Origin of the sequence: Hymenobacter segetis (assembly GCF_038448715.1) — a bacterium.
GTDB classification, from domain to species: domain Bacteria; phylum Bacteroidota; class Bacteroidia; order Cytophagales; family Hymenobacteraceae; genus Hymenobacter; species Hymenobacter segetis.
This window is the reverse complement of sequence record NZ_JBCEVZ010000058.1, coordinates 1-14,199: the sequence shown is the minus strand read 5'-3', so window position 1 is coordinate 14,199 and position 14,199 is coordinate 1. Positions and strand designations below refer to the sequence as shown.

The window sequence follows — 14,199 nt, the reverse complement described above, 5'->3', positions numbered from 1 at the left end:
AAGGCCCCGCCGGGTGGCAGGGCCTTTTTTAACACGTCAGCGCAATTGCGCGGTGCGTCGGAATTACTTCTTGTTGTGATAGGCGTTGTAGCGGGCCGGGTCTTTCTTCTTGTCCTTGTTGCGGCCAATCAGGCCGCCGCCGATTACGCCGGCAGCACCGCCAATCAGAGCGCCTTTGCCGCCACCCAGCACCGCGCCCGTCACGGCACCCGCGCCGCCGCCAATGGCAGCGCCTTTGGCCTTATTGCTCCAGCCCTTCTTGGGGGTTTGGGCCTGAACACTGGTGCCAGCTAATACGAAGAACATCAAAAACAAAGCGAATACTACGCGCAGGGATTTCATGATTCAGGAAGTTAAAGTTAATGGGAGGTATTACGGGATTTCAACGCACACCAAACGGGTAGGGTTTCTAAAATTCCCAAAACCTTCCGTCGCTCCGCGAACCAAAAGGCCCAAAAAAAGACCGTCCCCAGCGGAGACGGCCTTCTTACTAATTGCGGCAGCTAGTGCCGGACTTTTCCTGATTACAGACGGCCTTGCTCGGCAGCCTTTTTCATTTTCTCGTTGGCGTAGATAGCCACTTCTACGCGACGGTTGGCCTGCTTGCCTTCGGGCGTGGTGTTATCACCTACGGGCTGGGTCGAACCGTAGCCCTGGGTGGTGATTCGGCTCGAGGCCACGCCTTTGGCGATGGTCGAGTTAGCCACCGACTGGGCCCGGCGCTCCGAGAGTGGCTGGTTGATGGCATCCGAACCCGAGTTGTCGGTGTGGCCTTCAATCAGCACGTTGGTGTCAGGGTATTTCTGGAGCACGGCAGCCATTTTGCTGATGTCGGCTTCCGAAGCCGGACGCAGCGTAGCCGAGTTGGTGTCGAAGAGAATGCCCGAGTCGAAGGTGATTTTGATGCCTTCGCCCACGCGCTCTACGCGGGCACCTTTCATGTCGGTTTGCAGCTCGGCAGCGGCTTTGTCCATCTTACGGCCGATGATGGCACCCGTGGTACCACCAGCGGCAGCACCCACGATAGCGCCGATGGCCGTGCCTTTGCCGCCGCCCAACAGGCCGCCTACCACACCGCCCAATACGGCACCGCCGCCAGCACCCAGCAGGCCGCCTTTAGCGGTTTTGCTCATGCCGGTTTTGCGGGCTCCGGTACCGTTGTTAGTCGAAAGGTCGGGCTGCGAGGAGCTGGCTTGCTGCGAAGTGGCGCAAGAGCTGAACAGCAGCACGAAAGCCATCAGAACAGAAAGAAGGGATTTGGAGGTGTTCATGTGAAAATGAGGGATTGGTGAAGTTGTTTTCGGCCCTTATACGGAAAAACCCGTCCCAAGGCTGGAAACGGGTTTTTCAAGAAGTGTGCCGAAAACGGAAAAGGCCTTTCCTCTATTGCTGAGGAGCCTTCGTAACAGCGCGACGGGGCGCAGGGGCGCTGGCGGCCGCAGCCGGCGCGGGCTGCAACATGCCCAGCAAATCGGCCAGGCGCTGCTTTAGCTCGCGGCGGTCCACGATGAAATCGAGGAAGCCGTGCTCCAGCACGAATTCGGCACTCTGGAAGCCCTTGGGCAGGTCCTTACCAATGGTTTCTTTGATAACGCGCGGGCCGGCAAAGCCGATGAGCGCGCCGGGCTCGGCAATGTTAAAGTCGCCAAGCATTGCGAATGAAGCGGTGACGCCGCCCGTGGTCGGGTCGGTGAGCAGGCTCACGTAGGGCACGCCGGCTTCGGAGAGCAGGGCCAGCTTGGCTGAGGTTTTGGCCATTTGCATGAGCGAGTAGCCGGCCTCCATCATGCGGGCACCGCCGGAGCGCGAAATCATCAGAAACGGGGTGCGGTTCTGGCGGGCGAAGTCGATGGCGCGGGCAATTTTCTCACCCACCACCGAGCCCATCGAGCCGCCAATGAACTTGAAATCCATGGCCGCTACCACCAGCGGCTGGCCGGCGCTCAGGCCGTGGGCGGTGCGCACGGCATCTTTCAGGCCGGTGTTGCGCTCGGTGGCCGCCACGCGCTTGGGGTACTCTTTAGTATCGACGAAATGCAGCGGGTCGCCGGAGGTGAGATTGGCGTCGAGCTCCGTGAATTCGCCTTGGTCGAAGAGGAATTCGAAGTAGTCGATGGCGTCGATGCGGTCGTGATGGTTGCAGTTGCCGCACACGTACAGCAGGCGCTTGTGCTCGGCCATGGTGGCCACCGTTTTACATTCCGGACACTTGTACCAGAGGCCGTCGGGAGTCTCTTTTTTCTGGTCGGTGGGGGTCACAATGCCCTTTTCTACGCGCTTGAACCAGGCCATTTTTTAGTTGCTAGGAGCTGGGGCCGGGGCCCGACAGCTGATATTTTTTTTGAAGAAGAGTCGCAAGCTTCGGGCTTGCAAAGACTAATTACAGGGCGTCAAAGATAAGCCATAACTAACGCCTCATTTTGCAAAGAAAGCTACCGAAGCCCACGCCGGGCATCGGGCCCGGGCTAAGCTAGGGTGATGCGGCCGTCGAGGTATACGTCTTGAATGGCGTTGAGGAGTGCCACGCCCTCGGCAAAAGGCCGCTGGAAGGCCTTGCGGCCCGATATCAGCCCCTGCCCGCCGGCGCGCTTGTTGATAATGGCGGTGCGAATAGCCTCTTCGCGGTCGGTCGCACCGTGGCTTTCGCCGCCCGAGTTGATGAGGCCAATGCGGCCGGCGTAGCAGTTCAGCACCTGGTAGCGCGTCAGGTCGATGGGGTGGTCGGTGCTGAGCGAGTCGTACATGGCGGGGAAGGTTTTGCCGAATTTCAGGGTAGAAAAGCCGCCATTGTTTTCGGGCAGCTTCTGCTTGATGATGTCGGCTCCCATGGTCACGCCCAGGTGGTTGGCCTGGCCGGTAAGGTCGGCGGCGACGTGGAAGTCTTTCTCCGTCGTTTTGAAGGCATTATTGCGCGTGTAGCACCAGAGCACGGTGGCCAGGCCCAGCGCATGCGCTTCCTCGAAGGCGGCGGTCACTTCCGTAATCTGGCGGTTGCTTTCGGCCGAGCCGAAATAGACGGTGGCCCCCACGGCGGTAGCGCCCATCTCCCAAGCCTGCCGCACCGAGCCGAACATAATCTGGTCAAACTTATTGGGATAAGTCAGCAGCTCGTTGTGGTTGATTTTGACCAGGAACGGGATTTTGTGGGCGTACTTCCGGGCCACCGTGCCGAAGGTACCAAAGGTGGTGGCCACGGCATTGCAGCCGCCTTCCACGGCCAGGCGCAGAATATTTTCGGGGTCGAAATACATCGGGTTGGGTCCGAAGGCCGAGCCGGCGGTGTGCTCGATGCCCTGGTCGACGGGCAGGATGCTGACGTAGCCGGTGCCACCCAGGCGGCCGTGCCCGTAAATGGCCCCGAGGCTGCGCAGCACCTGCGCCGAGCGGCTGCCGGGCACAAAGCAGCGGTCCAGAAAATCGGGGCCGGGCGCGTGCAGCAGGTCCTTTTTCACCAAGCATTGGTGGGTGAGCAGGGCTTCGTTTTCGGGGCTTAAGGAGATGGAATCAGCCATGAGCAAGCGCGGATGCAGGCCGGGCCGGGCAGGCACGTACCAGGGTGGGAAGCAAGCAAATATAGACCGGAAATACAGGTCAGAAGCGGTTTCGGAAGGATTGAGCGCGGGTTAAGCGCTACCTTGCTTCGCCAACGCGGCCGGGCAGTCCGGCGGCGAAAGGCCCGGGACTTCGCCCCCCTCTCCTCCGTGAAAACCTTCTCCCCCGCCCTGTTGGGCCTTTGCCTGCTGGCCGCCCCCGTTCTGAATAGCTGTGTGACGGCCAAGAAATACGACGACCTCAGCGCCCGCCAAAAGGCCGATGCCGAAGGCAAATCCGCCGCCGAGCGCCAGTATCGCGGGGCCACCGCCGAGCTGCAAAAGGCCAGCGACGAGCTGGCCCAACTGCGCCTCACCCAAAAGCGCCTCATGACCGACTCGGCTGAAACCGGCAACGCCTACCGCAAAACCCGCAGCCTCTACAACGAACTGAACAGCAGCTATGACAAGCTTCTCAAGAATAGCGACCGGGAGCTGGCCAACAAATCCTCCGACTACAACAAAGTAGCCAAAGACCTGGCCCGCCGCGAAGCCGAGCTCGGCGACCTGGAAACCACCCTTCAAAAAAGCAAAGCCAACAACGACCGCCTCGCCGCCGACCTGCAGGCCCGCGAAACCCGCCTCACCGAGCTCACCAAAGCCCTGGCCGACAAGGACAAAGCCGTGGATGACCTGAAAGCTCGCGTGAGCAAGGCCCTGCTCAGCTTCAACAGCAGCGACCTGCAGGTGAAGCTGAAGGACGGCAAGGTTTACGTGTCACTGTCGGAGCAATTGCTGTTCAAATCGGGCTCCACGAAAGTGGACCCCAAGGGCCAGGAGGCGCTGAAAAAGCTCGCCACCGTGCTCCAGGAGCAGAAAGACGTGAACGTGGTGGTGGAAGGCCACACCGACAACGTGCCCATCCTGCGCGGCACGGCCGGCATGACCGACAACTGGGACCTGAGCGCCCTGCGCGCCACCGAAATCGCGCGTCTGCTCACCACAGCGGGCGTTTCGCCGGAGCGCGTCACGGCCTCGGGCCGCAGCCAGTACGTGCCCGTGGCCGCCAACGACTCGCCAGCTAATAAGGCCATGAACCGCCGCACCGAGATTATTCTCACGCCCAAACTCAACGACCTGTTTCAGATTCTGGACAGCAACTCCAGCACGCCGGCGGCAGCACCGGCGGGCAAATGAAAAAGCCTCAGCCAAATAACACATTTTCAATTGGTTTAGAATACCTTCGCAGGGCCTCCGGAAACGCCGGAGGCCCTGTTTGGTAACTACCCTTTTCCAATTTGAGCATGCGTCCATCTTTCCTTTCCCGCAGCCTCGCCATTCTCGTCTGTTTGCTGGGCACCTTCTCGGTTGCGCATGCTTCCCACATTCTGGGAGCGGAACTGACCTACGAATACGCGGGCACCACCGCCAATCCCAACCAATACCACGTCACGGCCCGGCTTTTTGAGGACCTGAATTCGCCGGTAACGGACATACAAATAGAGTTGACCTGTGGCAAAAACGGGTGCGCGGCTACGCTACCCGGCAGCTTCACTACTTGGCTGGTACGCACGGGAGTTGTAGTGCCACCCCGGGCCTGCGCCAACTCCGAGTACCCCTTCCAAATCACCACGTTAGAAGGCCTGGTTCAGTTGGCACCCGCCCGCTGGACGCTGAGCATCAATTGCTCGAACCGGTCAGACGGGGTGGCCAACGTGGCCCAGTCGATACAGATGAGCACATACGTGCAGGCGCTGCTGGATAACACCACGGGCCTGACCAATTTTTCGCCCCGCTTCACCACCGCCCAGCTCCTGCACCTCACCAGCACGCAGCCGCAGCACTACAGCCTGAGTGCCTTCGATAGCGAAGGCGACTCGCTGGTCTACCGTCTGGTGCAGCCGCTGGCCAACCCGACTACGGCGGTACCCTGCGGCCAACCCACAGTTGGGGCCATTGCGCCTCACTTTCAGCTGAATGCCACCACGGGCGAGCTCCTGACGGTGGCGGGCCCCACGCAACAGGGATACTACGCCCTGGCGGCGCGGGTCGATGAGTACCGGCGGGTGGGCGGGGCGTGGCAGCAAATCGGCAGCATCACGCGCGACATGACGTACCTGGTGACGGTTGGAACAAACCAAGTGCCGGCGTTTACCCGCGTGGCCCTTGCCAGCAACCCAACCGGCCAGCTGCTGGGCCAAACTATTCGCGTCAATCCCGGCCAAACCCTGGTTCTCAACCTTACGGCCGCCGACCCCGATGCCGGGCAAACGGTGACGTTGGGCAGCAACGCGCCGGGCATCGTTCCCGGCACTACATTCCAAGACCTGGGCAATGGCCAGGGCCAGTTGACCTGGCAAGTGCCGGCCACGCTGCCGCTGGGCCATTACGTGCTGCCCGTTACGGCCAATGATAATGCGTGCCCGGCCCCGAGTTTCGGCACTGTGACTGTGCCCGTGTTGGTTACGCAGCAGGTGCTGGCCACCCGTTCTCGGCAAGCGTTGGCGCAACCACCCTTCCCAGTGCCGTTTCAGGACGAAGTGCGGTTTCAATTGACGGGGCAGGGTCGACAAACTGTGCTTATTACGGATGAAATGGGCCGGGCAGTGGTGCAACTCACTACCGCTGCGGACGGCAGCGTGGTGTGGCACCCAGCTACCAGCGTGGCCGCCGGCCTCTACATCGCCCGCAACCAGAGCGGCACCCAGGTAGCCCGCCTGTCCTACAGCGGCCGGTAACGCCAGCTCCGGCCCTATTTATCCAGCATAAAAAAGGCTGCTCCGGAGTTGGGGCGGCCTTTTTTAATGATTCGGGCAACTGCTACGGCAGCGTCACATTCACGCGGCCGAAGTAGAACGCGCCCTGGAAGCCAAACTGGTTGGCGGGATACACGAAGCGGCCTCGGTTGGTGTTGTCGAGGGTGGAGTTGTAGCTCAAGTTGGGGTCGACGGAGAAATTGAATTCGTTGTTGCGGGGGTTCTGGAAAAACTTGTCGGGGTAGACGTTGAACAGGTTGTTTACGCCCACGATGACGCCGATTTGCTTGGTTATTTGGGCGCTCAGGGTCAGGTCGGTCACCCATTTGGCGGCGAAGGTCTGGTCGATGAACGAGCGGGCGGGGTCGGCGTCTTTGTACTGTACCTCGCCGAAGCGCACGGCCCGGGCTTCGATGCTGAAAATGCCGTAGCCGTAGTTGGCCGAGAGGTTGATTTTGGAGCGCGGGTTGCCCGATTCGAGACGGCCACGCTGCTGGCGGTCAAACAGCGTGTTTTGCAGGCTGGCAGTGCCGGTGGTCGGGTCGTTGTTGATGGTGGTGGACGTGCTATTGAAGGCGCGCACGGTGGTTTCGTTGAAGTTCGCGGCGGCGGTCAGGCCCAGCCGGCTTTTTTCGCCCAGCGTAATGCGCTCATTGGCCACAATGTCGATGCCCCGGGTGCGGGTATCCACGGCATTGGCGAAAAACTGCACCCGGCTCACATCGCGCGTGCCCAGAATAGTGTTCACCGTGGGGTTGGTGCGGGTGAATTGCGACGAAAGCACAATGCGGTTGTCGATGTCAATCTGGTAGGCATCCACCGTCAGGGTGATGGTGCGGGCCACGCGGGCGGTGAGGCCCAGGCTGTAGTTGCGGGAGTTTTCCTTAGTGAGGCCCCCCAGGCCGAAGCCCGGCTGTGCGTCCGATGCCTGGTTGCGCACGATGGGATTGTCGTTGTTCACGGTGAGCACCTGGTTGGGCAGGCCGTTCACAAACTGGGTGCTGGTGTTGGTGAAATACCGCTGCTGCAACGACGGTGCCCGGAAGCCATTGCCAATGGAGCCGCGCAACGCCAGCCCCTCCAGAATGCTGAACCGGGCGGCGGCCTGGCCGCTCACGCTGCTGCCGAAATCGGAGTAGTTCTCGACCCGCCCTGCCAGGTGCACCAGCAGCTTTTCGGTGATGTCGCTCTCCAAATCGACGTAGCCCGCCACGTTGGTGCGGCTCTTGTTCACCTCATCCTGCGCCTGATAGCCGGGAAAAACCTGCGAACCCGAGGCCGTGGGCGTGGTCCCAATCAGCCGGCCGCCGTTGACATAGGACGCGTATTCGCCCTTGCCAATCAGGAATTTATCGTAGCGAAACTCGCCGCCAAACGCCAGGTTGACAGTAGGCAGGAAACCTACGTCTGTGAATTTGCGCGACACGCCCAAGTTGGTGGTGTTTTGCAGGAAAGCTAGCCGGCCGGCGTAGAAATCGGTGGGGTTCACAATGCCAGGCCCCTGCGGTAGCGAGGCATTCACGCTGTTACTGATGTCGTAGCGCAACTCGTTGCGGCCAAAGGTATTGCTCAGGTCCACCGCGAATTCACTGAAGACTTTACGCAGACCCACAATGGCCGACTGGTCATAAATAGTGGTGTTGATAAGCGGCAAAAAGCCGTTTGGGAATAGCGTCAGGTCGCTTTGGGTGGCCTGGTTGGGCAGACGGTTGAAGCCCGCCGACGTGCCCGTGCGGTACGTAGCCCCGCCCGAGAGGTACACCTCGTAGCCGCGCCCCAGGCGGTAGGCCCCGTTGAGAAAACCGCCGTAGTTGCGCGTGGCAGCGTTGCCAATGCGCAGGTCGTTGCGGTTGAAGCCGCGCTGGGCCACCAGCGCATCGTCCTGAGCCTTGAGGTCGCGGCGGGCTTGCTCGGTGGTGGCGCTGGCGGGGTAGTTGCCGCCATTATTGCCGAGGTAAATGAGCGGGGCCGTGTCGGCAAAGCCGCGGTTGTAGGCGTTGTGCTTCTGAAACTGGCCGCTCAAATCGAGGTAGCCGCGCTTGTTCAGGCCGATGCCCACGTTGAAATCGGCCTGAATTACGCCGCCGTCGTTTTCCTTGGTCTGGCCCACGGTGCTGCTGGCCGTCACGCCCGTGGAGTCGTCTTTGAGCTGAATGTTGATAACCCCGGCAATGGCATCGGAGCCGTAGAGGGCAGCCGCGCCGTCGCGCAGCACCTCAATGCGCTTGATGCTGGCGGTGGGAATCACGTTCAAATCGGTGCCCACCGAGCCGCGCCCGATGGTGCCGTTGATGTTGACCAGCGAGGAATTGTGGCGGCGCTTGCCGTTCACAAGCACCAGCACCTGGTCGGGGCCGAGGCCACGCAGGCTGGCGGGGTCGATGTGGTCGGTGCCATCGGAAATGGTTTGGCGCGACGACTGGAACGAGGGCGCGACGTAGGACAGCACCTGGGCCACATCGGTCTGGGCGAAGGCCTTGATTTCACGGGCCGAAATCACATCCACCGGGGCCGTAGTGAGGATGTTGGAGCGGCCCTCGCTGGCTCGTGACCCCGTTACCACCACCTCGTTCAAATCCTGGGCAGTGGCCACCAGGCGCACATCCAGCGTGGTGCGGCCATTGAGCGGAATCTGCTGCGTGGCGTAGCCAATGGCCTGCACCGTAATGGTGGCACCGGGGTCAACAGAGAGCGTAAAATCGCCGTTGGAGCCCGTGCTGGTGCCGTTGCTGGTGCCGCGTTCCAGTATCGTGGCACCGGGCAGGGCCTCGCCCTGCGCCCCCAAGACCCGGCCCGTCACGGTCGATTTTTGCGCCTGGGCCGCCGCCCCCGTAAGCATTATCAGCAAGATGAGAAGTAGCAGATTTTTCATACAGCGAAGCTTTTTGGTGAAAACAGGATAGGATGGTTGCAATCAGCCCCGCTCATTCGCTTCGGCAGCCTTTGATTAGGTTTGGGGACCCAAAGGGCAGAAATGCAGGAACATGCTGAAAACTACAATAAAAATATTATATTTTATATATTTTTATTACCACCAATAGCCAGCCAATTGTTCCGCGCCCACTCGTCTCAACGCCTCGGTGCCTTCTGCCACCAGCAAAAAAGCCAGCCCCAAGTACGGAGCTGGCTTTTTCAGCAATAAATGCGGCGGAATTACAGCGTGAAATTCACGCGGCCGAAGTAGAATGCGCCGTTGAAGCCAAACTGGTTGGAGCCGTAGGGGAAACGGCCCCGGTTGGTGGCATCCAGAGTTGTGTAGGTCAGGCTCTGCTCGTTGTTGTTGGGGTCCTGGTAGAGGCGGTCGGGGTACACGTTGAACAGGTTGTTCACGCCCACGCTCAGGCCGATATTCTTGATAACCTGCGCGCTGATGGTCAAATCCGTTACCCATTTGGCGGCGAAGGTCTGGTCGATGAACGAGCGGGTGGGGTCGGCGTCCTTGGTCTGCACTTCGCCGAAGCGCACGGTGCGCAGGTTCAGGCCGAAGATTTTGTAGCCGTAGTCGGCGCTCAGGTTGATTTTGCTGCGGGGCTGGCCGTTCTCGAGGCGCGCGCGCTGGGCGCGGTCGAACAGCGTGTTTTGCAAGCTGGGGTTGTTGTCGATGGTGGCGGAGCTATTGAAGCTGCGCACGGTGGTTTCGTTGAAGTTGGCGGCGGCCGTCAGGGTCAGGCGGCTATCCGGGCCGAGGGTGAGGCGCTCATTGGCCACGATGTCGATGCCTTGGGTGCGGGTGTTCACGGCGTTGGCGAAGAACTGCACGCCCTGTACCGGGTTCTGGCCGGGACGCGGGTTGGCAGTGAGGATGGCGGCCACGACCGCGTTGCTGCGGCTGAACTGCGAGCTGAGCACGATGCGGTCGCGGATGTCAATCTGGTAGGCATCCACGGTCAGCGTGATGGTTTTGAAGAGGCGCGCCGTGAGGCCGAGGCTGTAGTTGGTCGACTTTTCCTGCTTCAGCGAGCCAATGCCGAATGCTTTGGTAATGGCGTCGTCGTTGTTGGTGGTCAGCACTTCGCGCAGCTCGCCGCTGGTGAACTGGGTGCTGGAGTTGGTGAAGTAGCGCTGCTGGAGCGAGGGTGCCCGGAAACCGTTGCTGAGCGCCCCGCGCAGGGCCAGGCCGTCGAGAATGCTGTAGCGGGCGGCCACTTTGCCGCTCACGTTCGAGCCGAAATCGGAGTAGCGCTCGGCACGGCCGGCTACGTCCACCAGGAGCTTATCGGTCAGGTCGCTTTCCAAATCGAGGTAGCCCGACACGTTGTTGCGACTCTGGTTCAGGGCATCAGAAGGCCGATAGCCGGCGAAACCCTGCGAGCCAGCGGCGGCCGGCGTAGTACCCACTAAGCGCGGCCCGAGGATGTAGGAACCTTCATCGCCGGCCGAAATCTGGAAGTTATCGACCCGAAACTCGCCGCCGAACGCTAGGTTCAGCGTGGCCAGCGGGCCCACTTCAATGAACTTGCGGGTGAAGCCCAGGTTGGTGGTATTCTGCTGGAAAGCCAGCTCGCCGGCGTAGAAGCTGGTGGGGCTGGTGCCGACCGGTAGCGAGGCGTTCAGCGTATTGGTGATGTTGTATTTGAGCGCGTTGCGGCCGTAGGTGTTACTCAAATCAGCGGCGAAGCCGAAGACTTTGCCGCGCAGGCCCACAATGGCCGAGCCGTCGTTCACGGTGCTGTTGATGAAGGGCAGGAAGCCGTTCGGGTAGATGCTGGCATCGGTTTGGGTGACCTGCGTGGGCAGCCGGTACAGCGCGCCCGACGAGCCCGTGCGGCGCGTGAGGCCGCCCGAGAAATAGGCTTCGAGGCCAATGCTGGGGGCCAGCGTGTAGGCCGCGTTCACGAAGCTGCCGTAGGTGCGCGTATCGGCGCTGCCCACCCGAATGTCGCGGCGGTTGAAGCCATTTTGGGTTACCAGGGCATTGTCACGGGCTTTCAGGTCGATTTTCTGTTGGTCGGTGAGGCCGGCGGGATAGTTGCCGCTGGTGGTGCCGAGGTAGATAAGCGGGGCCGTGTCGAGCCCGCTACGGTCGACGTAGCTGCGGTTCGAGAACTGGCCGCTCACGTCCACAAAACCCCGGTGACCGAGGCCGAAACCCAGGTTGGCATCGGCCTGGAACAGCTGGCCGTCGCTCTTGGCGGTCTGGCCGGCGGTGCTGCTCACGCTGATGCCGGTGGTGTCGTCCTTCAGCTGAATGTTGATAACGCCGGCAATGGCATCGGAGCCGTACTGGGCGGCCGCACCGTCGCGCAGCACTTCAATCCGCTTAATCGCGGCGGGCGGAATCACGTTCATATCGGTGCCCACCGAGCCGCGCCCGGGCGTGCCGTTGATGTTGACGAGGGCCGAAGTGTGGCGGCGCTTGCCGTTCACAAGCACCAGCACCTGGTCGGGGCCGAGGCCGCGCAGGGTGGCGGGGTCCACGAAATCGGTGCCGTCGGTCACGGTCTGGCGCGTGCTCTGGAACGAGGGCGCGATGTAGGTCAGAATCTGGGTGACGTCGGTTTGGGCGTAGGCCTTGATTTCGCGGGCCGAAATCACGTCCACCGGCGAGGTGGTGAGAATATTGGAGCGGCCCTCAGTGGCGCGCGAGCCGGTTACTACCACTTCGTTCAGCTCGGTCTGGTTGGCGGCGAGGCGGATTTCGAGTGTCGTGCGGCCATTCAGCGGGATTTGCTGGGTGAGCGAGCCCACTGCGGAAAAGACCAGCGTGGCCGTGCCGGGCACATTATTGAGCGAAAAACGGCCGTCGCCGTCGGTACTGGTGCCGTTGCTGGTACCTTGCTCCAGCACGGTCACGCCGGGCTGGCTTTGGCCGGTGGCATCCAGTACGCGGCCGGTCACGGTGATATTCTGAGCCCAGGCGGCAGCGGTGGTCAGCCACAAAAGCAGCGCCACCAGCCCGATTCGGGTAGTTGTGGGGTGTATCATAAGAAAATGGGGAAGTAAAACGGGTTTCCGGCGGCCGCCGCAGCGGGTTTTGGGCCGGATAAACCCAGGAAAAAGAAAAGCCACGGCGGCCGTTGGCCAGGGCCGCCTGCGTGGCAACTCCGGCACCAACAGGCGACCATTAAAACCAACAAATTATATATATCAGAATCAACCAAAATGTTGTCGCGCAGCTACACGACGGCGCGGTAATTGGCGCGCCGGGGCAGGTTCCCGCTCTTTTCTGGTCTGGCATTCAGCCGGGCAAGGAACCATGTCCTGCCGGCTAATGCTCTATCCTAACAACAACAGCAACAGCCCCCTACCACGGCCGCGCGCATGAACGCGGGCAGGCTGGCAAGGTTCGGGGAAAAGCTGGGGGAGGCCAGCCGATTTCCCGATAAGGGGGCGGCTGTGAGTAATTGTATCACGAGGTAAAAATAAAGTCGGATTGCCGGGCCACGGCTGCGGCCGGAATCGAGTGGGTATAAGCTGCGGGCGCAATAATTGTTTACGGCCGCGCTTATTTAACCATTTAGCCTACCGCTCCCACCAGCGCGAGTTAAGGGGGCCGGCGGCCACATCCACGCGCTGGCCGGGGGCGGGCAGTAGCAGCGGCACCTCGGGTCCGGCGGCCTCGAGCAGGCGCTGCACGGGTTGCTGCCAGGCGTGAAAGGCCAAGTTGAACGTGCCCCAGTGCAGCGGCAGCAGCGGGCCACCACCCAGCAGCCGGTGGGCCGTGAGGGCGTGGTCGGGGCCCATATGGATATCGGCCCACTCAGGGTCGGAAGCGCCGATTTCCAGCATGGTCAAATCGAACGGCCCGTAGGCCTCCCCTATCTGCCGGAATCCTTCCTCGAAGGGGCCGGAGTCGCCGCCGAAAAACACCTTATGAGTCGGCCCCAGCAGGCACCACGAGGCCCAAAGGGTATCGTTGCGAGTGAGGCCCCGGCCCGAAAAATGGCGGGCCGGCGTGGCTGCCAGCGTGAAATCGTCGCCCAACGGGGCGGCTTCCCACCAGCTCAGTTCGGTGATGTTAGCGGCGGGCACGCCCCAGCGGCGCAGGTGCGCGCCCACACCCAGCGGGCAGAAAAACGGCACGCCCGTGCGGCCCAGCACGCGGATGGCGGCCGAATCGAGGTGGTCGTAATGGTCGTGCGATAGGATGACGGCATCCAGCTTCGGCAGCTTATCCAAGGGCAGCGGCGGGGCGAAAAACCGCTTCGGCCCCACCAGCTGCGAGGGTGACACCCGCTCGCTCCACACCGGGTCGGTGAGGAAACGGCGGCCGTCGATTTCGAGCAGCATGCTGCTGTGGCCCAGCCAGGTGGCACGCAGGGCATCGGCCGGCACTGGGGCGGCTAGGGCGACGATATCGGCGCGAAAAGGACCGAGCGGCTTTTTCGGCTCCCGCTCGGCTTTTTCAAACAGCCAGCGCTTCATCAGCGCGCCGTAGCCAGAGGGCGGACTGACGCTGGTGGGCACGGCATTCTGATAGATTTTGCCGTGGCGAACGGCTTGCAGGCGGGCGGAGGCTACTGGTTTCATCGAGGGCGTAGACGTAGCAGCCGCCGCAATATTTGAAGCCCCTCCGAAACATCATGCTGAGCGAAGTCGAAGCATCTCTACCGCAATAGCAAAGTTGATTACTTCACTAGTAGAGATGCTTCGGCTTCGCTCAGCATGACGGCCTGATATAATTCTTACTGCCCTTTAGAAATCCGCTTTCACGCCCAGCGCCAACGTCAGCAACTGGCCAAAGCCCAGGCCGCCGTTGCGGTTGTTGAGGTAGCTGGCCAGGTACAAATCATTGCTACCCAACTCATAATACACCGACACCTTGCGCGGCTGGCCGGTGGCCGCCACGGGCGGAGCCAGAAACGTGACGCGGCTGCCCAGCAGCGGGCCGTAGCGGGTATCGGTCGAAAACCAGTAGTAGTCGCTGGCGTACTGGCCCTTCAGCTCGTCATTAATAGTGCCGTGGGTGTAGC

At 61.5% G+C, this 14,199-nt stretch carries 10 protein-coding genes; 2 read left to right on the top strand and 8 right to left on the bottom strand.

Going from position 1 to position 14,199, the window contains the following annotated elements:
• Nucleotides 1-63 precede the first annotated feature (63 nt).
• The 4 genes from AAFH49_RS18050 to AAFH49_RS18035 all read right to left on the bottom strand — a co-directional run bounded on the left by AAFH49_RS18050 (nt 64) and on the right by AAFH49_RS18035 (nt 3,512).
• A complete protein-coding gene (locus AAFH49_RS18050) occupies nt 64-342 on the bottom strand; it encodes a YMGG-like glycine zipper-containing protein (protein WP_342300374.1) in 279 nt (92 codons plus the stop codon).
• Between the two features lie 182 nt (nt 343-524).
• Nucleotides 525-1,271 (bottom strand): YiaD family glycine zipper/OmpA-like lipoprotein, encoded by a 747-nt coding sequence (locus AAFH49_RS18045; protein WP_342300372.1) that lies wholly within the window; start codon nt 1,269-1,271, stop codon nt 525-527.
• Nucleotides 1,272-1,383: 112 nt separating this feature from the next.
• Nucleotides 1,384-2,292, bottom strand: coding sequence for an acetyl-CoA carboxylase, carboxyltransferase subunit beta (gene accD / locus AAFH49_RS18040; protein WP_342300371.1), 909 nt, complete (start codon nt 2,290-2,292; stop codon nt 1,384-1,386).
• Between the two features lie 173 nt (nt 2,293-2,465).
• Nucleotides 2,466-3,512, bottom strand: a complete 1,047-nt coding sequence (locus tag AAFH49_RS18035; protein WP_342300369.1) for a class I fructose-bisphosphate aldolase — start codon at nt 3,510-3,512, stop codon at nt 2,466-2,468.
• Nucleotides 3,513-3,701: 189 nt separating this feature from the next.
• Between AAFH49_RS18035 and AAFH49_RS18030 the strand changes: the two genes are divergently transcribed.
• Both AAFH49_RS18030 and AAFH49_RS18025 read left to right on the top strand, forming a co-directional pair.
• Entirely contained in the window at nt 3,702-4,727 is a 1,026-nt protein-coding gene (locus AAFH49_RS18030; protein ID WP_342300368.1) for an OmpA family protein, read from the top strand.
• A 107-nt stretch (nt 4,728-4,834) separates the two neighbouring features.
• Entirely contained in the window at nt 4,835-6,268 is a 1,434-nt protein-coding gene (locus AAFH49_RS18025; RefSeq protein WP_342300367.1) for a hypothetical protein, read from the top strand.
• Nucleotides 6,269-6,350: 82 nt separating this feature from the next.
• Here AAFH49_RS18025 and AAFH49_RS18020 read toward each other — a convergent pair whose 3' ends face one another.
• From AAFH49_RS18020 to AAFH49_RS18005, 4 genes are all read right to left on the bottom strand, one after another.
• Nucleotides 6,351-9,158 carry a TonB-dependent receptor gene (locus AAFH49_RS18020; protein ID WP_342300365.1) on the bottom strand — a complete coding sequence of 936 codons (2,808 nt, stop codon included), beginning with the start codon at nt 9,156-9,158 and terminating at the stop codon, nt 6,351-6,353.
• 281 nt (nt 9,159-9,439) lie between these two features.
• The gene (locus AAFH49_RS18015) at nt 9,440-12,211 is read right to left on the bottom strand and encodes a TonB-dependent receptor (protein ID WP_342300363.1); all 2,772 of its coding nucleotides are present in this window, start codon (nt 12,209-12,211) and stop codon (nt 9,440-9,442) included.
• Nucleotides 12,212-12,748: 537 nt separating this feature from the next.
• The gene (locus AAFH49_RS18010) at nt 12,749-13,756 is read right to left on the bottom strand and encodes an MBL fold metallo-hydrolase (protein WP_342300362.1); all 1,008 of its coding nucleotides are present in this window, start codon (nt 13,754-13,756) and stop codon (nt 12,749-12,751) included.
• Nucleotides 13,757-13,921: 165 nt separating this feature from the next.
• The coding region (locus AAFH49_RS18005) for a hypothetical protein (protein WP_425293344.1) at nt 13,922-14,199 on the bottom strand (278 nt) is incomplete at its 5' end.